Origin of the sequence: Pseudarthrobacter sp. BRE9 (assembly GCF_031844305.1) — a bacterium.
GTDB lineage: Bacteria > Actinomycetota > Actinomycetes > Actinomycetales > Micrococcaceae > Arthrobacter.
The window spans coordinates 206,845-226,398 of sequence record NZ_JAUZUY010000007.1 but is presented as its reverse complement, the minus strand read 5'-3'; the positions used below and the strand labels follow the sequence as shown (position 1 = coordinate 226,398).

Annotated in this window: 18 protein-coding genes and 1 tRNA gene; 14 read left to right on the top strand and 5 right to left on the bottom strand. The window is 63.0% G+C overall.

Annotated elements, in window-relative coordinates:
- Window positions 1-435 precede the first annotated feature (435 nt).
- Window positions 436-1,197 (top strand): glucose 1-dehydrogenase, encoded by a 762-nt coding sequence (locus tag Q9R31_RS14485; RefSeq protein WP_311263409.1) that lies wholly within the window; start codon window positions 436-438, stop codon window positions 1,195-1,197.
- An 82-nt stretch (window positions 1,198-1,279) separates the two neighbouring features.
- Here Q9R31_RS14485 and Q9R31_RS14480 read toward each other — a convergent pair whose 3' ends face one another.
- Window positions 1,280-2,089 carry an NADPH-dependent F420 reductase gene (locus tag Q9R31_RS14480; RefSeq protein WP_397428249.1) on the bottom strand — a complete coding sequence of 270 codons (810 nt, stop codon included), beginning with the start codon at window positions 2,087-2,089 and terminating at the stop codon, window positions 1,280-1,282.
- Window positions 2,035-2,658: a TetR family transcriptional regulator gene (locus Q9R31_RS14475; protein WP_311263407.1), complete on the bottom strand. Its 624-nt coding sequence runs from the start codon at window positions 2,656-2,658 to the stop codon at window positions 2,035-2,037. The genes Q9R31_RS14480 and Q9R31_RS14475 overlap by 55 nt, the downstream gene beginning before the upstream one ends.
- Before the next feature lie 191 nt (window positions 2,659-2,849).
- Here Q9R31_RS14475 and Q9R31_RS14470 point away from each other — a divergent pair, with 191 nt between their 5' ends.
- From Q9R31_RS14470 to Q9R31_RS14450, 5 genes are all read left to right on the top strand, one after another.
- Window positions 2,850-4,328 (top strand): MDR family MFS transporter, encoded by a 1,479-nt coding sequence (locus Q9R31_RS14470; RefSeq protein ID WP_311263406.1) that lies wholly within the window; start codon window positions 2,850-2,852, stop codon window positions 4,326-4,328.
- 58 nt (window positions 4,329-4,386) lie between these two features.
- On the top strand, window positions 4,387-4,875 hold the full coding sequence (locus Q9R31_RS14465; RefSeq protein WP_311263405.1) for a flavin reductase family protein: 489 nt from the start codon (window positions 4,387-4,389) through the stop codon (window positions 4,873-4,875).
- Between the two features lie 3 nt (window positions 4,876-4,878).
- Entirely contained in the window at window positions 4,879-6,207 is a 1,329-nt protein-coding gene (locus Q9R31_RS14460) for an NtaA/DmoA family FMN-dependent monooxygenase (RefSeq protein WP_311263404.1), read from the top strand.
- An 83-nt stretch (window positions 6,208-6,290) separates the two neighbouring features.
- On the top strand, window positions 6,291-7,613 hold the full coding sequence (locus Q9R31_RS14455; RefSeq protein ID WP_311263403.1) for an NtaA/DmoA family FMN-dependent monooxygenase: 1,323 nt from the start codon (window positions 6,291-6,293) through the stop codon (window positions 7,611-7,613).
- 342 nt (window positions 7,614-7,955) lie between these two features.
- Complete coding sequence (locus tag Q9R31_RS14450; RefSeq protein WP_157238407.1) at window positions 7,956-8,114, top strand: hypothetical protein; 159 nt, start codon at window positions 7,956-7,958, stop codon at window positions 8,112-8,114.
- 315 nt (window positions 8,115-8,429) lie between these two features.
- Here Q9R31_RS14450 and Q9R31_RS14445 read toward each other — a convergent pair whose 3' ends face one another.
- A complete protein-coding gene (locus tag Q9R31_RS14445; RefSeq protein WP_311263402.1) occupies window positions 8,430-9,104 on the bottom strand; it encodes a GntR family transcriptional regulator in 675 nt (224 codons plus the stop codon).
- Window positions 9,105-9,326: 222 nt separating this feature from the next.
- Between Q9R31_RS14445 and Q9R31_RS14440 the strand changes: the two genes are divergently transcribed.
- From Q9R31_RS14440 to Q9R31_RS14410, 7 genes are all read left to right on the top strand, one after another.
- Window positions 9,327-10,493: a mandelate racemase/muconate lactonizing enzyme family protein gene (locus tag Q9R31_RS14440; protein WP_311263401.1), complete on the top strand. Its 1,167-nt coding sequence runs from the start codon at window positions 9,327-9,329 to the stop codon at window positions 10,491-10,493.
- A gap of 93 nt (window positions 10,494-10,586) precedes the next feature.
- Window positions 10,587-11,963 carry a cation:dicarboxylate symporter family transporter gene (locus Q9R31_RS14435; protein ID WP_311263400.1) on the top strand — a complete coding sequence of 459 codons (1,377 nt, stop codon included), beginning with the start codon at window positions 10,587-10,589 and terminating at the stop codon, window positions 11,961-11,963.
- Window positions 11,964-12,079: 116 nt separating this feature from the next.
- Window positions 12,080-13,027: a phosphoglycerate dehydrogenase gene (locus Q9R31_RS14430; RefSeq protein ID WP_311263399.1), complete on the top strand. Its 948-nt coding sequence runs from the start codon at window positions 12,080-12,082 to the stop codon at window positions 13,025-13,027.
- A 36-nt stretch (window positions 13,028-13,063) separates the two neighbouring features.
- Window positions 13,064-14,143 carry a tartrate dehydrogenase gene (locus tag Q9R31_RS14425; RefSeq protein WP_311263398.1) on the top strand — a complete coding sequence of 360 codons (1,080 nt, stop codon included), beginning with the start codon at window positions 13,064-13,066 and terminating at the stop codon, window positions 14,141-14,143.
- Window positions 14,140-14,451: a hypothetical protein gene (locus tag Q9R31_RS14420; RefSeq protein ID WP_311263396.1), complete on the top strand. Its 312-nt coding sequence runs from the start codon at window positions 14,140-14,142 to the stop codon at window positions 14,449-14,451. The genes Q9R31_RS14425 and Q9R31_RS14420 overlap by 4 nt, the downstream gene beginning before the upstream one ends.
- Before the next feature lie 16 nt (window positions 14,452-14,467).
- Entirely contained in the window at window positions 14,468-15,382 is a 915-nt protein-coding gene (locus tag Q9R31_RS14415; RefSeq protein WP_311263395.1) for a CoA ester lyase, read from the top strand.
- A gap of 111 nt (window positions 15,383-15,493) precedes the next feature.
- Window positions 15,494-16,315, top strand: coding sequence for a fumarylacetoacetate hydrolase family protein (locus Q9R31_RS14410; protein ID WP_311263394.1), 822 nt, complete (start codon window positions 15,494-15,496; stop codon window positions 16,313-16,315).
- A gap of 736 nt (window positions 16,316-17,051) precedes the next feature.
- Here the strand turns inward: Q9R31_RS14410 and Q9R31_RS14405 are convergent.
- Window positions 17,052-17,133 (bottom strand) — tRNA-Leu (locus Q9R31_RS14405).
- Between the two features lie 201 nt (window positions 17,134-17,334).
- Between Q9R31_RS14405 and Q9R31_RS14400 the strand changes: the two genes are divergently transcribed.
- Window positions 17,335-17,940, top strand: a complete 606-nt coding sequence (locus Q9R31_RS14400; RefSeq protein WP_009358190.1) for an ANTAR domain-containing response regulator — start codon at window positions 17,335-17,337, stop codon at window positions 17,938-17,940.
- A gap of 71 nt (window positions 17,941-18,011) precedes the next feature.
- Here Q9R31_RS14400 and pyk read toward each other — a convergent pair whose 3' ends face one another.
- Window positions 18,012-19,508 carry a pyruvate kinase gene (gene pyk / locus Q9R31_RS14395; RefSeq protein ID WP_311263393.1) on the bottom strand — a complete coding sequence of 499 codons (1,497 nt, stop codon included), beginning with the start codon at window positions 19,506-19,508 and terminating at the stop codon, window positions 18,012-18,014.
- Window positions 19,509-19,554 lie beyond the last annotated feature (46 nt).

Here is a 19,554-nt window from a genome sequence, read left to right as displayed (position 1 = left end):
GGGCACCCCGGCCTACTGCACCGAGCTCGGCCTGGAAGACCTCGCCAAGGCTATTGCCGCGGCCGAGAAAGACAAGGCGCCCGTGACCCGTGACCAGCTGGGCGAGCGCTTCGCTTCACTCGAGGCAATGCCCTCGTTAGACGAGACGGTCGCTATCAACCGTTCGGCACACGAGTGAATCTCGAGAGCCTGAATAGGCAGGGGGCGCTGCGGCTAGCCGGGTCATAAGCCCTCGCACGATTCCGGGACGATCCTTTGTCCGATCACTTCGACGTCGCCCCACATTCCTGGCCGGCGATCCTAATGCCGCGCTCATCTCCTGGCTGGAACCCGGCCCGGACGCATCCGAGTGCGACCAGGCCGACAAACGAGCGGCCATAGAGCCGCGTGGCTCGTCATTGGCGAGACCATATTGAGAGAACAGAGAAACATCACATGTCACGCTTAAAAGGCAAGGTTGCCATCATCACCGGAGCTGCCAGCGGTATCGGTCTTGCCACCGCCCAGCTCTTTGCCGCCGAGGGGGCCAAGGTCGTCGCGACCGACATCTCCGAGGATGCACTCGCCCGTGCGGTTGAGGAAATTGCCGCCACGGGAGCGGAGGTGCTCACACATACGCTCGACGTCAGTTCGCCCGAGTCCTGGAAGAGCGTCGTCGCGGACGTCACTGCTGCGTGGGGGACCATCGACATCCTGGTCAATAACGCTGGCATCGCCCTCGCCAAGGGTCTTCTCGATACTGAACTCGACGAGTGGAACAAGGTACTCGCGATCAACACCACCGGCACCTGGCTGGGAATGAAGAACGTCATTCCCAGCATGCGGACCGCCGGGCGCGGAGCCATCGTGAACGTGTCGTCGCTGGGTGGAATCATCTCAGGGGCGGCCGATGGCGCCAGCGCCGCCTACTCGGCTTCAAAGGGTGCGGTGCGATCCCTGACCAAGCACGCGGCAAACTATTTCGCCGGTGACAGTATCCGGGTGAACTCCGTCCACCCGGGGCCCATTTACACGAAGCTCATCAAGAACTATGGCGTCACCAAAGAACAGGCTGCGGATGCCGCCAACTCGATTCTGCCGCCGCACATCGGCGAGGCATCAGACATCGCTTACGGCATCCTGTATCTCGCGTCCGACGAGGCCGGATTCGTCACCGGTGAGGAACTGATCATCGACGGCGGCTACGCCGCCCACTAGACCGGAACCCCGGGAAAGTCCCGCGTCGGGGCGCTCTCCCGGGGTGCCAGAGGTGTTTTTCGGCCTGTGGAGTAAGTCGCGGTCAGAACTGTCGCGCGGCGACGTCGGGGCGGTGTGAAGCGGCGAGTAGCTCCCCGAGGCGTTCTGCGGAGACAGGCGCTCCGGGGTCCCCGAGGTAGTCCCGCTTCATGCCTTCCAGGTCGGCGGCGTAGATCGGGGTGTAGGCACCGGAGTCCGGTTCGAAGCGCCATGACTCAGCGAGCGTTCCGGCGTCGATGGTGTCGAAGCCGAGGGCGTCCACGATCGCCGCGACCCGCGTCTTGGCCTCGTCGTTGTCACCGGCGATTGCCAGCGCGGTCCGGGGAGTGGAGTGCGCGAGGTTCGGGATGTGGTGGAAGAGGATGTTGTTGAAGGCCTTGACGATCACTGTGTTCGGAAGGAGCGACTGCTCGTACTCGGCGGTCGTGTTCTCGAGGGAGTCCAGCTGCTCGATGCGGCCTTCACGGTGGGGGTAGTAGTTCCCGGTCGAGAGGATCGTCTTCCCGGCGAAGGCCTCCACAGGCAGGTTCGGGTAGGCGGCCAGCGGCACGGCCAGGACCGGGATGTCGCCGAACTCAACTGCGGCGCGGACGTCGCCGGCCTGCGCCCGAGGGCCGAGCTCTTCGATCAGGCCGGCAAGTGTCTCCGGTCCTCGCGAGTTTGCGATGAGGACCTCGTAGCCGGCCCTTACGGCCAGTCGGGCTATGGCGGCTCCGATCGATCCGCTGCCGATGATTCCGATTCGGTTCATGGTGTTCTCCGTTAATGTTGTCGATCCGTCCCATATGATGTGACGTTCTAGTCGGCGGTTGTCGCTGACACCCCGCGAGTGTGGGACGAGTTCAGTTCCCACCCGTTTCTGGTGATACCGGCCAGGGCCGCGGCGGATGTGCCATCGGCCAAAGCCGCTCCGCGGACCCAGCTCGTGGCCAGTGCCACCAAGAAGAGATCCCGTGCCCGAATCTCCTTCCGGGCACTTCCATCTCGTTGTGCGGCGTGCAAGAACTCCTCGGTTGTTGTGATGAATCCTTCGCATGTAACTGCGAGCGGGGATGTGCTGGTGGCCGCCGCAGCGCGGAGGGGGTCGGGCAGCCCGTCGAACGCGCCTGCCCACTCGGTTAGCGCTTCGAGCCAGCCGTCGAGTGCGTCGGCCGCGTTAGCCGCCTTGGTGCGGAGCTCGTCTCTGCGGGACATCAACGCCTCATCGCGCGCGGCGAGCAAGGCCGCGAGCAGAGCTTCCCGGTTGGGAAAATGCCGGTACAGGGTTCCCGCGCCGACGCCTGCTTGTTTCGCAATCGCGTCGAGCGAGCCGCCCACTCCGTGCTTAGAGAAGTACTGCTCGGCGGCGTCGAGGATGTGATCTCGATTGCGTCGGGCATCCGCCCGTGGGGCGCGGGCGCTGCTCGTAGCGGTCCTGGACATAACGGTTGCCTCACTTTTGACAAAACGGGGAGTGTCTCCGTATAGTCCTTCACCTAATGGGAGACACCCTCCACTATAGAGCACGCTGCTGGTCACCGATGGTGTGTCACCACAGGTCTGACTCGTCGATCCAGCGTGATGACCGGGTGTCGTCGCCTCCAAATCAACCTCTCAATGAACGGAACGTAGCTATGTCAGGCACCTCCACCGCATCGCTTCCTCAGGTGGCGCATACTCATCCGCAGGAGGTCGACGGGCGCAATCGGCTCGCGATCGGTGTGCTGCTCGCCTCAACGTTTGTCGTCATCCTGAACGAAACGATCATGAGCGTCGCACTTCCTCACCTCATGGACGATTTCGACATCGAGGCAAGCGCGGCGCAGTGGCTCACCACCGCCTTCCTCCTCAGCATGGCGGTCGTGATTCCGATCACCGGCTTCCTGCTGCAGCGCGTCAGTACCCGTGCGATCTTCATCAGCGCCATGTCGTTGTTCAGTGCCGGCACACTCATCGCGGCCATTGCGCCCGGCTTTGAGATCCTGGTCGGCGCACGCGTCGTGCAGGCCATGGGCACGGCGATCATGATCCCGCTGCTTTTCACCACCGTGCTCACCCTCGTCCCGGCAGAGCGACGCGGACGCGTGATGGGCAACATCTCGATCGTGATCTCTGTCGCCCCCGCGGTCGGCCCGACCGTATCGGGCCTCATCCTAAGTGCGCTGAGCTGGCGCTGGATGTTCATCATCGTGCTGCCGGTCGTAGTGCTTGCTCTCGTGGTCGGGGTCCTGCACATTCCCAACGTCAGCGAGCCGCGCAAGACCCCGCTCGATTACGTGTCGGTCGTTCTTTCGGCCATCGGCTTCGGCGGGCTCGTTTTTGGCCTCAGTCACATCGGCGAGACCGAGGCCGGAATCTCCAGCCCGACCAGCTGGGCGCCACTCGCCAGTGGCGCAGCAGGCATCGCGCTTTTCATCCTGCGCCAGTTGCAGCTGCAACGCACAGACCGCGCACTGCTTGACCTGCGCACCTTCACAAGCTCGGGCTTCACTTTCGCGATAGCCGTGATCGCGATCTATACGACCATACTGTTTGGCACTCTCACGCTGCTGCCGATCTACACGCAAAACGTGCTCGAACTCGATGCCCTGACCACCGGCTTGCTGATGCTGCCCGGCGGACTTGTGATGGGGTTCCTCTCGCCGTTCGTCGGGCGCCTCTATGACAAAGCCGGCCCGACCGTGCTCGTCGTTCCGGGCTCGATCATCGTGAGCGGTGCGCTGTGGTTCATGACGACGCTGGGCGCAGGGTCGAGCATCGTCACGGTCCTCGTCGCCCACATCGTGCTGAGTATCGGCCTGGCCCTCGCGTTCACCCCGTTGTTCACCTCGGGGCTCGCATCGCTCAGCCCACAGTTCTACTCCCACGGCAGCGCCACGGTCAGCACCGTACAGCAGCTCGCCGGCGCGGTCGGCATCGCGGTGTTCATCACGGTGATGACCGCGACATCGACACCGCGAATCGAAGACGGGGCCAGCGTTATCGCGGCCACGGCCGACGGCATCCACGCCGCGTTCCTCTGCGGCGCGATCCTCTCGCTCATCGCAATCCCGCTCGCGTTCTTCATCCGCGAGCCCGCCTCCAGCGGCGCCCCGGTGCCCGTCGGGCACTGAGCATCACTCCCGTCTGCTCCGAAACAACTGCGATCATCCGATAGGGAAGATATCGACAATGCAAACCTCATCAGCCGCTACTATGCGTCACTCCTTCGCCGCCTACCCCACCGGGATGGCACTTATTGCCGCCGAGGTTCACGGCCAGAACGAGGCGATGCTCGCGAACTCCTTCACCAGCGTTTCTCTGGACCCGCCACTCGTCTCCATGGCGTTTACCCATACCTCGACCACCTGGCCCCGGCTTCGCCGAGCGCAGGAGTTGGGTATCACGATTCTGGGAGAGTCCCACCTCGCCCTCGTGTCTCAGCTTCGCTTGTCCGGCCCCGCCCGGCTCGACGGCATCACTCTGGATCACGCCACCGCCCAGGCACGCACCCTGCCGCAGGCGGCAGCCACCTTTGTCGTTCGGCCCCACCAGCATGTGCCGGCTGGTGACCACGAGCTCGTACTCTTCGAAGTCATCGACCACCAGCGCTACGACGACATGAGCCCCCTGACCTTTTATAACCGCCAGGTCGCCGTGCTCCAGCACGAGAGAGAGTAGACGATGTCCCGTAAGAAGATGCATCTGGCCGCAGCAAGTGCCACTCCCTACGGCGCCAGCCCGTACGCGTGGTTGGAACCCGGGGTCGATCCCCACGACTACGACAACATTCACGTCCTGGTGCGCGCCGCTCAGGCTGCCGAACGTGGCATGTTCGATTTCCTTTTCCTCGGCGACTTCCTCGCGCAGACCCAGCGCAGCGAGGCGCACGCGCCGAACCAGACCCTCGAGCCGACCATCGTTGCCACCGCCATCGCCCTGGCTACCGAGCGGATCGGTCTCGTCACCACGGTCAGCGCCACCTTCCAGGAGCCCTACAACATCGCCCGCGTGCTCAAGTCACTCGACGTCGTTTCCGGCGGGCGCATGGGCTGGAACGCAGTGACCACCTCCTCACCTCAGGCCGCCGCGAACTTCGGGCGCGCGATCGAGGACCGCGACACTCGCTATGCCCGGGCCGACGAGGTCGTTCAGATCGTCCAGGCACTCTGGGGGAGCTGGGAAGAGGATGCCTGGATCGGCGACCAGCAGTCCCGGAAGATCACCGACCTGTCCAAAATCTCGCCCGTGAACCTCAGAGGAACTTACGTCTCCTCCCGCGGCCCACTTGAGATCCCGCCCTCCAAGCAGGGCCAGCCGGTCATGGCCCACGCCGGCACGAGCCCGCACAGCCTAGCCTTCGCCGGCCGCTACGCCGACATCCTTATCAGTGAGGTCTTCACCATAGAGGAGGCTCGGCACCAGCGCGCCGCAGTGCGCCGCGCCGCCGAATCTGCCGGTCGTAGCCCTGACGACGTCAAGTTCTTCGTCGGGGTGATGCCCACCATCGCGTCGACTCACGCGGAGGCTCTTGCTCGACGCGGAAAGCTGATCGAACCCGACATCGAGCAGCAGGTGCGCCATCTCGGCCAGCTTCTCGGCCTGCCGTTGGGGCCAAGGGACCTTGACGCCCCGTTGAGTGCGGATCAGCTGGCTGTTGCGTACGCAAATCCTGGTGACCCGCGATCGCCCAGAGCGCTTGAGGTCGCCAAGGAAGGCTGGACCGTGCGTCAGGTGCTCCACCACGCCGTCATCGATTACCACCCTTCCCCTATCGGTCCCCCCGAGGTGATCGCCGATCACCTGCAGGAATGGTTCGAAGCTGATGCCGCGGACGGCTTCTGGGTCATCCCCGGTGTTATTCCCGAGGGAATGGACTCCTTCGTCGACGGAGTCATTCCGATCCTGCAGCAGCGCGGCCTGTTCCGCACCGAGTACGAAGGCGAGACACTCCGCGAAAATCTCGGCGTCGACCACCAGTACGGCCCGCAGCGCCGACCTCAGACTCCCTAACAACGGGTCCGCCTACACAGCTCACACCTAGAGCGCACCCGACAACAACGACAGCTCAGATTTACACACGGAGAGAAAACATCATGACCAGACAGATGCTCATCGGCCTGCACTTGGGTAACGGGTACGGAAACCTGCCTGGCGCCTGGCGCGCCCAAGGAGTCGATCCCACAAGCTATACGAGCTTCGACGCGAAAGTTCGGCACGCCCAAGCCGCCGAGCGCGGAAGACTCCAATTCCTGTTCCTCCCCGACGGCCCCACCCACGTCGGCGACATCGCGAACGAGCCACCCAACTTCAACCTCGACGTCATGGTCACCTTGGCAGCGATCGCCCGCGAAACCAGCCATATCGGCCTCGTCGCCACCGGCTCCACCACCTTCAACGAACCGTTCAACCTTGCCCGACAGTTCAAAGCACTCGACGTCCTAAGTCACGGACGGACGGGATGGAACGCCGTCACGTCCAGCGGCGAAGACGTCGCCGCCAACTACGGCCAACATATTCCGTCCAGCCCAGAACGCTACGGAAGAGCACACGAGACAGTCCAGCTCGTGCAGGCCCTCTGGGGCAGCTGGGGCCAGACCGCCTGGGTACACGACAAGGCCACGGGCCGCTTCGCCGACCCAGAGCAGGTCGCACCGATCAACCTTGGTGGCGAACACGTCGCCTCCCGCGGGCCCCTGTACATTCCTCCGTCCGAACAGGGGCAACCCGTCATCTTCCACGCCGGAGGCAGTCCGAACGCCCACGAGTTCGCCGGACGCTGGGCCAACGCCGTCATCGGAGCGGCCTTCACGATCGACGATGCCCGTGCACAGCGCGCCGCGTTCCGTGAAGCGGCCAAACGTGCCGGACGGAACCCGGACGAAATCAAGTTCTTCGCCGGCCTGATGACCACGATCACCCCCGCTAAGCGAGAAGGCCTCGATCGCCGCATCACATTGAGCGGACGAACGTTCCCTCAACGCGCGGCGTATCTCGGGAGAATGCTCGGCCTGTACCTTGATCCAGCACACCTAGATGAACCACTCTCCGCTGCGCAGTTGTCCGAAGCTAGACCATCACCGGCCGACCCCCGCTCGATCCACGCACTAAAGATCGCGCGTGAAGGCTGGACCGTCCGCGACATACTCGCGCACGGCGTAATCGACTACCACCCCGTCATCGTCGGTCCTGCAGCCGAAGCCGCCAACCACATGCAGGAATGGTTCGAATCCGACGCCGTCGACGGCTTCTGGGTATCCCCGGACATTTATGACAGCGGAGTCGATGCCTTCGTCGACAGCGTGGTGCCGATCCTCCAAGACCGAGGTCTGTTCCATCGGGACTACGACGGCGCCACCCTGCGCGATCATTTGAACATCCCAGCCCAATATGGCGTCGACCCGCGAGTGACACGGTGATGCGGATCACCGCCGACTTCACGATCGACGATTCGTGGTGCGCCTCTTGCCCAACGGGAGTGACTGGCCAAGTTATTGGCGGTCTCGCCCCGGAGTTTCCATCCAGTTGAGGCACCCCTAAGCTGACACACGGTCCCCTGCCGGGTCCTCTGAACAACCGGAATTGATCTACATTTGAACTCGAAGTCGAGTCTGCCCACCTACAGCCGGGGGCAATTCTCATTAGTTTTTCACCGCTACTGTTGCCAGAGAGCTACTCCAACGGCTCCCAACTTCCAGCCATGGACAACCTGAATTGACCCCAGCCGTGGACGGATCAGAGTCGCCACCAGTTCCGGCCGCGTGATCGAAGATGTTCGCCGCGAAGACGAGGTTTACGCCCGCTGGTCCTACGAATTCAACCTCAGGCACTCCCAGCGCTTTCCGCACTCCCATCGACGCTGGATCACGTTGGGCACGGCATCATTGTTCCCGCTGTTCCTTGAAGAAGCCCATGTATGACGTTCGGGACGCGTTTTCGACTGGTGGTGGCCATGTCGAAACAAGTCACCGCCAAGCCAACTTATGGCTGCCGGCAGGAAGGTGCCTCAGCGTCAACGATGGGCAGGGCCAACATCGCTCCGCTGGGCTAACGACCGGAATTCAGCGCAGGCGTGCGATCAACCGTTCCACCAGATTCAATGGCACCGTCGATGTAGCCCAGTTCCGTGAGGTTTTACATCTCTGGCTGAATAGTCCGTGCGGTACAAGGGCAGTTAGAAGTAGCCTGTTCCTGAACATCGGCGAATATCAGGCAGTGTTCTCCAGGGTTACACCTCAGACGTTCTCGCGTTCCTCCAGGGCTCCGGTTACTGAGGCTGTGAGGCTGTTGGCGATGTGGGTCCGGGCGAGTTCGGCTGCGCCGGGGCCATCGCCGGAGGCGACAAGTTCAAGGATCTGGTGGTGCTGGTTAAGGTCGATGGTGCGGGGTTCATCACCGGAGGGAAGTTCCAGGCCGAGGCGGCGGTAGCGGTCGGACTTGTCCCACAGGTCATCGAGGAGCTTGATCATGCTGGTGTTGTGGGAGGCGGCGTAGACGGCCCGGTGGAAATCGCGGTGTGCCGTGATGGCGTCCTCGCCCCAGACCCGGGTGACCGGCAGCAATCTCTCCGCTGCAATCCGCATGGCGACGATGTCAGCTTCGGTCCGGCGGTGTGCCGCCAGCTCGGTCGCTGACGGCTCCAGGGAGAGTCGGACTTCGAGCAGTTCGCGGGCCTCTGCAGCGCTCACGTCAGCCACACGGGAGTCCCGGTGGGTATCCATGATGATCAGGCCCTCGCTTGAGAGTCGACGGATCGCTTCGCGCAGGGGCGTGATGCTCATCTGCATCTTGTCCGCCAGTTCGTACTGGGAGACGCGTGAGCCGGGTGCAAGGCCGCCAGAGAGGATCATTTGGCGTAGTTCGCTGTACGCCAGACTGCCCTTACTGGAAAAGACGTTCGTGGTGCTCATCTGAGGCTCCAAATCTCTCACTAACGGTGGAGCCGCCCTGCTCCCATCCACATCTTATAAGAAATTCCCTCCGAAGACTTGTGCGGCCCGTCACCCGCCGCTAACCTTGATCGCAGTTCTTATAAGATATTTGTTCGATGGGCGGCAAAGCCCTCGCACCTCGGATTGGTCCCAACCCGAGTCTTATAAGAAATAAGATCACTACTCAGGAGAGTTTCAAAGATGAAAATCGTTTCCGCCCACGTCGGCACCATCCCCATCAGTTCCTCGATCCGGAACGCGTTCATTGACTTCACCAAGATGGACTGCACGATCATCGCCCTTGTCTCTGATGTGTTCGTCGACGGAAAGCCCCTGGTGGGCTACGGGTTCAACTCCAATGGCCGCTACAACGCCACGGGCATTCTGAAGGATCGAATTCTTCCGCGCATCATGGATGCCCCGTCCGAGGACCTTTTGGATGAGGACGGCCAGCTTTCGCCGGAGAAGGCATGGGATCTGATGATGTCCAACGAAAAGCCCGGCGGCCACGGCGAACGCTCGGTCGCTGTCGGTGTGGCTGACATGGCCCTGCACGACCTTGCCGCGAAGATCGCCGGCGTCCCGCTGTACCGGTGGATCTCGGATCACTACGGTGACGGCAACCCGGACAAGGACGTCTTCGTCTACGCCGCCGGCGGTTACTACGCTCCCGGCAAGAGCCTTGAAGACCTGCAGAACGAAATGCGCGGCTTCCTGGCCAAGGGTTACGACGTGGTCAAAATGAAGATTGGCGGCGCCGACCTGGCCGAAGACCTCCGCCGCATCGAAGCCGTGATCGAGGTCCTCGACGGCGACGGGTCCCGCCTGATGGTGGACGTCAACGGCAAGTTCGACCTGGAGACGGCGCTGGAATACGGCAAAGCCATCGACCAGTACGGACTGTTCTGGTACGAGGAAGTCGGCGACCCGCTGGACTACGCACTGAACGCCACCCTCTCCGAGCACTACAAAAACCCGATCGCCACCGGAGAAAACCTCTTCTCCCTCCAGGACGCCCGCAACCTGATCCGTTACGGCGGCATGCGCCCGGACCGCGACTTCATCCAGGTCGACCCGGCCCTCAGCTACGGCCTGACCGAATACCGCCGGATCCAGGACATGCTCGCCCAGCACGGCTGGTCTTCCCGCCGCTGCATCCCGCACGGCGGACATCAGTTCTCCCTGCACATCGCAGCAGCCCTCAAGCTCGGCGGCAATGAATCCTACCCGGGCGAGTTCCAGCCCACGGGCGGCTTCACCGACGACGCTGTCATCGTCAACAGCCGCGTAGCCCCGGGCGACCTGCCGGGCATTGGCCTGGAAGGTAAGGCCGAGTTCTACAAAGTCCTGCGCGAACTGCACAGCTAACCACTCCGGTAGTGCCCCGGTCCCGGGCAGTGATACTGCCCGGGACCGCACCTCTCAAATTTTCTCTGTCTGTCGTGCAAAGGAGCACCCAAGATGTCGTCCCACACCATGCAGAACCCGCAACATTCCGCCCACCCGCCCAAGCAGCGATCCCGGTTCGGCCGGCTGATGCGCGAACTCTGGTTCCAAGTCGTCCTGGGTGCAGTCCTGGGCATCGCCGTCGGTCTGCTCCTGCCCTCCGTCGGTAAACAGCTCACCCCCCTCAGCGACTGGTTCATCGCCTTGGTCAAGATGATCGTCATTCCGGTGGTGTTCTGCGTCGTTTCCCTGGGCATCGCCTCCATGGACAGCCTGCGCAAGGCAGGCCGTATCGGCGTGAAGGCCCTCGGTTACTTCCTCGCCCTCTCGCTGGTGTCGATGCTGATCGGCCTGGTCGTCGCCAACGTCTTCCGCCCCGGCGACGGCATGAACATTGACCCGTCCCAGCTGGACTCCAGCAAGGTTCCAGCAGCCGCTAACAAGGGCTTCGACGGCCTTGAGTTCGTCAGCAACATCATCCCCGAATCACTGTTCGGCGCACTGACCGGCCACACCATCATCGCGGCGCTGATGGTCTCGATTATCTTCGGCGCCGCAATGAATGTCTCCGGCGAGGCCGGAGCCTTCCTCACCAAGGGCATCCAGGCCCTGTCCACGGTAATCTTCAAGATCGTCAACTGGGTCATGCGCCTCGCCCCCATCGGCACCTTCGGCGCCCTGGCCGCCGTCGTCGCCAACTACGGCACCCAGAGTCTGCAGCAACTCGGCTACCTCGTCCTGCTGTTCACCGGAACCTGCATCCTCTACGTCCTGGTAGTTCTGGGCATCATCGCCCGTACCTGCGGACTGAACATCTTCACAGTGATGCGGTACTTCAAGGCCGAACTGCTGATCGCCTTGAGCACCTGCTCCAGCGAAGCGGTCCTCCCGCAGCTGATCAAGAAGCTCGAAGCCATGGGCGTCGGCAAATCCACCGTCGGCATCGTCATCCCGTCCGGCTTCTCCTTCAACCTCGACGGCTCCGCCGTCTACCTCACCATGGCCTCCGTGTTCCTGGCCCAAGCCGTCGGCATCGACCTCTCCTGGGAACAGCAGCTCGTCATGGTCGGCGTCATGATGCTCACCAGCAAGGGCACCGCCGGAATCGCAGGCGGCGCGTTTATCGTCCTGGCCAGCACCCTGAGCTCCGTCGGCGGCATCCCGCTCGCCGCTCTCGCCCTCATCGTCGGCATCGACCGGCTCCTGAACGAAGGCCGGGTATTCATCAACGTCCTCGGAAACGTCATGGCAGCCGTCGTCGTCGGCAAGTGGGAGAAGGACTACGACCCCGAACAGGCCCGCGAAGCCCTCCACGCCGCAGGCCAGAAAAAGAACGAAATCGATCCAAAGACACCCACCACCGTGGAAGCGGACAAGGTAGACGTCCACTAACACCGCAGCATGCAGGGCCGCCGCACACCGCGGCGGCCCTGCCCCGTGTGAACCGTAAACCCACAGCCGCTGACGGCAGCGCCTCCGCCCGAACCAAATTAGGAACCCACCTGCATATGGCCGCCCGCATCCTGATCACCACCGACTACCTCCACCCGGGAGATACCGTTGACCAGCTCCTGCGCGAACACGGTCTGGAACCCGTCTACGCACCCTCCCGGGGCCCACGGACCCTTGAGGAACGCCGCTCGTTGTTCGACGGCATCTCCGGTGCGATCCTTGCCAGCGAACCGGTCACCGCCGACATGCTCACCGGCGCCGCATCCCTGAAAGTCATCGCACGCAGCGGCGTCGGGTATGACTCCATCGACATCCAGGCCGCTGCCGCACAAGGGATACGGGTCTGCAACGCCCCCGGAACAAACCACCACTCCGTCGCCGAACTCACCATCGGACTGATCATCATGACCGCACGCCGCCTCCTGGATGTCACGACCGCGGTCCGCAAGGGCGGCTGGCCCCGGGAAGCCGGCCACGAACTGCGCGGCTCCACCCTCGGCATCATCGGCTACGGCCCCAGCGGACGCGCCACCGCAAACCTGGGCGTCGCCCTCGGCATGACCGTCCTGGTCAGCACCACCCACCCCGACCCCGAGAACACCGCGGTCCAGTTCGCCGACCTCGACACCGTCATTCGCGAGGCCGACTACCTCTCCCTGCACACCCGCGCAGGACAGTCCGCTGGCAAACTTATCGACGCGTCCCGGCTAAAGGCGATGAAACGCACCGCCGTTCTCATCAACACAGCCCGCGGCTCACTCGTGGACGAAGAAGCCCTGACCACCGCGCTTTACGACGGCACCATCGCCGGCGCCGCTCTGGACGTGCTCGAGAACGAACCCCTGCCCGCGGACAGCCCCCTCCTGCGCTTGGACAACATCCTCATCACCTCCCACCTCGCCGGCCAGACAACCCAGGCCCGGACCCGGGCTGGGCTGGCCGCCGCGCACGCCGTCATCGACGTCCTCGAAAACCGCGAACCGGCACACCCTGTCGACCGCTAACCCGAACCCCCGAATCAAAGCAACGAAGGATCCCTGATGTCGAAACCCCACCGCATCGCAGTCATTCCCGGCGACGGAATCGGCACCGAAGTCGTGCCCGAAGGGCTGCGCGTCCTCGACGCCGCAGCCTCAGCCTTCGACCTCAACCTCACATACGAGCACTTCGACTACGCCTCCGCGGACTACTACACCCGGCACGGCAAAATGCTCCCCGACGGATGGTTCGACCAGTTAAACCAGTTCGACTCCATCTTCTTCGGCGCCGTCGGATGGCCCGACGTCGTCCCCGACCACATCTCGCTGTGGGGAAGCCTGCTGCAGTTCCGCCGTCACTTTGACCAGTACGTCAGCCTCCGCCCGGTCAAACTCCTCCCCGGCGTCCCCAGCCCCCTGGCCGGCCGCGCCCCGGGCGACGTCGACTTCTACGTCGTGCGCGAAAACACCGAAGGCGAATACTCCAGCATCGGCGGGAAAATCTTCGAAGGCACCGACCGCGAAACCGTGGTCCAGGAAACCGTCATGACTCGCACCGGCGTGGACCGCATCCTCAAATACGCCTTCGATCTCGCCCAGAGCCGACCCAAAAAGCACCTCACCTCCGCCACGAAGAGCAACGGCATCTCCATCACCATGCCCTACTGGGACGAACGCGTCCAGGACATGGCCAAGGACTTCAGTGACGTCAGCGTGGACAAGTACCACATCGACATCCTGGCCGCTAACTTCGTTATGCACCCCGACTGGTTCGACGTCGTCGTCGCCAGCAACCTCTTCGGAGATATCCTCTCCGACCTCGGACCAGCCTGCACCGGAACCATAGGCATCGCCCCCAGCGGCAACATCAACCCCGAACGCAAATTCCCCAGCCTCTTCGAGCCCGTCCACGGCTCCGCCCCCGACATCGCCGGCAAAGGCATCGCCAACCCCATCGGGCAAATCTGGTGCGCCGCCATGATGCTCGACCACCTCGGAGAACCCGAAGCCGCAGCCGCCATCACCACCGCCATGGAAACGGTACTCGCCCACGGGCACCAGGCACTCACACCGGACATGGGCGGCAACGCCACCACAGAAACACTGGGCAAAGCAGTGGCATTAGCCCTGACCGCACCATGACCCCATCAACCGGAGCCAGCAAGCAGCAGGCACCTGTCTTCGGAGATCGGATCATGCTCCGCCAATACCTCCACTGGAACCGGCTCATCGGAGCGAGGGTCCAGATCCGCCAAAACGGCAGGATCATCCGCACCGGAACCATCGATGATGCCATGGCAGACTCCACAACACTCTGGATTGCAGGAGACGCCGCACAACCACGCACCATGTACGAAGCCGCGCGCGGGATCGAGGTGTGGGCAGAACCGGAAGAAGTCGAAGACGGGCTCTGCTACAGCATGACATCCACCGCACCAGCACGTAACTGACCTAGCAGGGAGACCCATGACGCAGCCCACTTACTTGCCCCAAAGCACCGCAGATGCTTTCTCTTCCCCAGAACTGAGTGATGCGTTCCCGAACTTCACCCCCGAACGCAATATCCCAGCAGAGATCGCCCGTTCCTGGCTCCTCGTGAACGCGATGAAGCCCGAGCTTTTTGACCAGTCGGCAGTGTCCCGCGCCGACTCGATCATCCTGGATATTGAAGATGCCGTGGACCCGTCGCAGAAGGACCAGGCGCGGAACAATGTGATCGACTGGCTGACCGCAGGCGGCAAGGCCTGGGTCCGCATCAACGACGCCACCAGCCCCTTCTGGGCGGACGACCTCGCCGGCCTGCGAGGCACCCCGGGCCTGCTTGGCGTCATGCTGGCCAAGACCGAGTCCGCGGACCAGGTCACCGAATCCTTCCACCGCATGGACGGCAAAACCCCCGTCATCCCGCTGGTGGAATCCGCCGTCGGCATCGAGGAAGCCAACCACATCGCCAAGGCCCAGGGCGCGTTCCGCCTCGCCTTCGGCTCCGGCGACTTCCGCCGCGATACCGGCATGGCCGCCACCGCCGAAGCGATGGCCTACCCGCGCGCCAAGCTCGTGGTCGCCATCCGGGTGGGCAACCTGCCGGGCCCCATCGACGGCCCCACCGTGGGCACCAACCACCCCATCCTGCGCGAGCAGACCGGCATCACCGTGATGATGGGCATGACCGGAAAGCTGTGCCTGGCCATCGACCAGACCCCCGTCATCAACGAGGTCATCAGCCCCACGCCGTCCGATGTCGCCTGGGCCACCGACTTCATGGCGGACTTCGAAGCCAACGGCCGCGTCATCCGCGACGGATCCGACCTGCCCCGGCTGGGCCGCGCCGAGAAAATCATGAAGCTCGCCGTCGCCTTCGGGGTGCAGCCAGCGCTCTAGCGCCTCCCCCACCCGGCCAGATGGCTGAGTGGGCGCACATGGCCAACAACACATGTCCTTGGCAGGTCCGCACACTGCCGTAATTGGCAACCAATATCAGGAAGAAGAAGAATGGCCTACGCAAACTACCGATACAAAGGTCACCACTTCATCGGCGAAGTCCATGGCGAGCACCTCATCCCGCTGGCCGGGCTCACCGACATCGGACCGGAAACATCAGCTGATCTCCTTGCCAGCGCCGCCCGTCTGACCGATGCCCGTGTTGGCGTCTCGGACGTCACCCTGCGCGCTGCGTCACCACGGGCCGGGAAGATCCTGTGCGTGGGCCTGAATTACAAAGACCATGCAGACGAGGTCAGCACGGCCGTCTTTCCCGTCCTCTTTCCTAAGTACGCATCCACGCTCATCGGACCAGCGGGCGACATCGTCCTGCCCCCGGAATCCGGCCAGGTCGACTTTGAGGGCGAACTCGCCGTCATCATTGGCAAGACAGGCCGCCGCATCGCCGAGCAGGACGCCATGGACTACGTTCTTGGCTATTGCGTCTCCAACGACGTGACCATGCGCGACTTCCAGAACAAGTCCCACCAATGGTTGCAGGGCAAGATCTGGGACAACACCACCCCGCTCGGCCCCTACATCGTCACCCCTGCAGAGGCCAACATCACCAAGGCCGGCATCAGCACAACACTGAACGGGGAAGTCGTTCAAAAATCCGACCTCTCCCACCTGATCTTCGGTATCCCCACGCTCATCGCGACCATCTCAGAATTCACCACACTGGAGCCAGGAGACGTCATCCTAACAGGCACACCATCCGGAGTCGGATACCGCCGAGACCCCCAGTTGTTCCTCAAAGACGGCGACACCATCACCGTGACAGTCGAAGGAGTCGGCAGCATCACCAACACCTGCAAGGCGGAACGCGGCTGACGCGAACCCGCATCAGACGTCTCGAAAAACAACAGCGTCTTGAACGCCAAGCTATAAGCGCGGAGCCGCAACTGCAGCATCCAGAAGTTAGTTGCGTCATAGCAACTCATCGCAGGACACATGTCCCATAAGCGCCGCTCGGTAGCCACTGGTACTCCGATCAAACGCTGCGACGAAGCCGCCAAATCTGAGCGTCCACAGGAGCTTCACCGGCTCAATAGGGTTCGCCCCAACCTATCGTCAGCCGGCGGTGTGAAGGGTGTCCGGTTGGGCTCGTCTCTTCATTTTCTGACGCCGGGAGCAAAGAACTCATGCACCCGAACCAGAAGTGGACACGAACCCTACGCCCGCTCCAAGAAGCCGAAGTATCTATGTGAACGCTGTCCACATCTTCCCTGGCAGAGAAATCCACGACCACGACTCCCCCGCGCAACCAGAAGCGGCTTTCCGAGACCGTTTCGCACCAGAGAGGCTTCGTCATGTCGTTCCGGCACCGCAAAGCCATGAACAGGTGTTGGCCACCCCAGACCAACCCGGCAGAACCGGAACGAGGAACCACCCGCACCCGTAAAGAGCAGGCGGAGGGCCCGTCAGTCAGGGCACCGACCCGCCACCCCACACATCTGCATAGGCCAAGCGGCGGCCAGGCCACGGCCGCAAACCACCGTCAGAGTCAACGGACAAAGCTTTATACACACGCTTAAAGCAAAAACCCCCTCTGACGAGGGGGTTTGCGTGCCCAAGGTGGGACTCGAACCCACACACCTTTCGATACCGCATTTTGAGTGCGGCGCGTCTGCCAATTCCGCCACTCGGGCGCGGATTACGTGGAGCCAAAGTACGCCCACAGCTGACTGTGAGCAACGCGATCGCTTCACGTACGCGGAATTACTCTACATGCAGATAGGCTGAATTCCAGAATCGCGCCGCCGTCGCCGCAAACGAACCCTGCACACCAAGTACAGCAGCGGTGGCACCTAAGATAGTGATGTCCCGCCGTACCTTTTCAAGGAGATCCCGTGACTGAACAGACGGAGTCCAAGCCCACATCCCAGCCGGCGCGCCGCGTCATTGTGGCAGAGGATGAAACCCTCATCCGCCTCGACATCATCGAGATCCTGCGCGGCGAAGGCTACGACGTTGTGGGTGAGGCGGACAACGGCGAGAAGGCCGTCCAGCTCGCCGAGGAACTTAAGCCGGACCTGGTCCTCATGGACGTCAAGATGCCCGTCATGGACGGCATCTCTGCGGCCGAAAAGATCGTCAAGGCCCGCATCGCTCCCGTGGTGCTGCTGACCGCCTTCAGCCAGAAGGAACTGGTGGAGCGCGCCCGCGACGCCGGTGCCATGGCGTACGTGGTGAAGCCGTTCACGCCCGCCGACCTCATCCCGGCCCTCGAGATCGCACTTTCCCGCCATGAGGAAATCAAGGCCCTTGAGAGCGAGGTGTCCGACCTGCAGGAACAGTTCGCCACCCGGAAGCTCGTGGAACGCGCCAAGAGCCTGCTGACCACCAAGATGGGCCTGACGGAACCCGAAGCCTTCCGCTGGATCCAGAAGACCTCCATGGACCGCCGCCTCAGCATGCGCGAGGTTGCCGAGACCATCATCAACCAGGTCAACTAAGCCACCGACAGCACAGAAAAAGGGAGGATCCCCACCAACCGGTGGGGATCCTCCCTTTTTAGTTCTGAAGTCTAGGCCTGTGCCTTCTTCTTCTTTTCCGGCCAGGGGCCGAGCTTTTCCTTGTTGCTTGTAACGTCTCCGGCACGGGTGGAGTCGGCAAGGTCGCCCACCTTGTGCACCTTCAGGGAGTTCGTGGATCCGGCCTTTCCGGGAGGCGAACCGGCGGCGATGACGACAAGGTCGCCGTCCTCGACGAGGCCCATCTCCATGAGGCTGCGGTCAACCTGTGCGGTCATGGCGTCGGTGTGGTCCACCATCTGCACCAGCACCGGCTGGATGCCCCAGGTCAAAGCCATCTGGTTCCATACCTGCTCCACCGGGGTAAAGGCGAAGACCGGCTTGATGGGACGCAGGCGGGAAAGACGGCGGGCCGAGTCACCCGACTGGGTGAACGCACAGATGTACTTGGCGTCCAGCTGGTCGGCGATTTCGACGGCGGCACGCGTGATGGCGCCGCCACGGGTCCTGGGTTTGGTGCCCAGCGGGGGGACGCGCTCCAGGCCGTGGACCTCGGTGGATTCGATGATCCGGGCCATGGTCTTGACCGTCTCGATCGGGTACTTGCCCACGCTGGTCTCGCCAGAGAGCATGACCGCGTCGGCACCGTCCAGGACGGCGTTGGCGCAGTCGGACGCCTCTGCACGAGTGGGGCGCGGGTTGTCGATCATGGACTCGAGGACCTGGGTGGCCACGATGACCGGCTTGGCCCAGCGGCGGGCCAGTTCAATGGCGCGCTTCTGCACGATCGGCACTTCCTCCAGTGGAAGTTCCACGCCGAGGTCGCCACGGGCCACCATGATGGCGTCGAAGGCGTCGATGATCTCGGGCAGCTGCTCAACGGCCTGCGGCTTTTCGATCTTGGCGATCACCGGAACACGGCGGCCTTCCTCGTCCATGATTTCGTGCACGCGGCTGATGTCGGAGGCGTCACGCACGAAGGACAGGGCCACCAGGTCAACACCGCGGCGCATGGCCCAGCGGAGGTCGTCCTCGTCTTTTTCGCTGAGGGCGGGGACGTTCACGGCCACGCCGGGAAGGTTGATGCCCTTGTTGTTGGACACCATGCCCCCAACGGTCACCTCGGCGACCACCTTGACGTCGTCGACCTCAATGGCGCGAAGTGCCACCTTGCCGTCGTCGATCAGCAGCGCGTCGCCAACCTTGACGTCCTCGGTGAGGCTCTTCAGGGTGGTGGAGCAGATTTCCTGGGTGCCGGGAACGTCCTCGGTGGTGATGGTGAAGATGTCACCCACGGCCAGGGCGTGCGGACCGTCAACGAAACGGCCCAGGCGGATCTTGGGGCCCTGCAGGTCGGCCATGATCGCCACGGCCTTGCCCAGGTCCGCCGCCGCCTTGCGGACATTTTCGTAGGTGTTGTCATGCACGGTGTAGTCGCCGTGGCTCATGTTCATGCGGGCGACGTCAACGCCGGCTTCCAGCACCGCGAGGGTGTTTTCGTAGCTGGCAATTGCCGGGCCAAACGTAGCCACAATTTTTGCGCGTCTCATATACCTACCCTATTGGTCTCTTGCATTGGTTAAGTTGTCGCGGGGG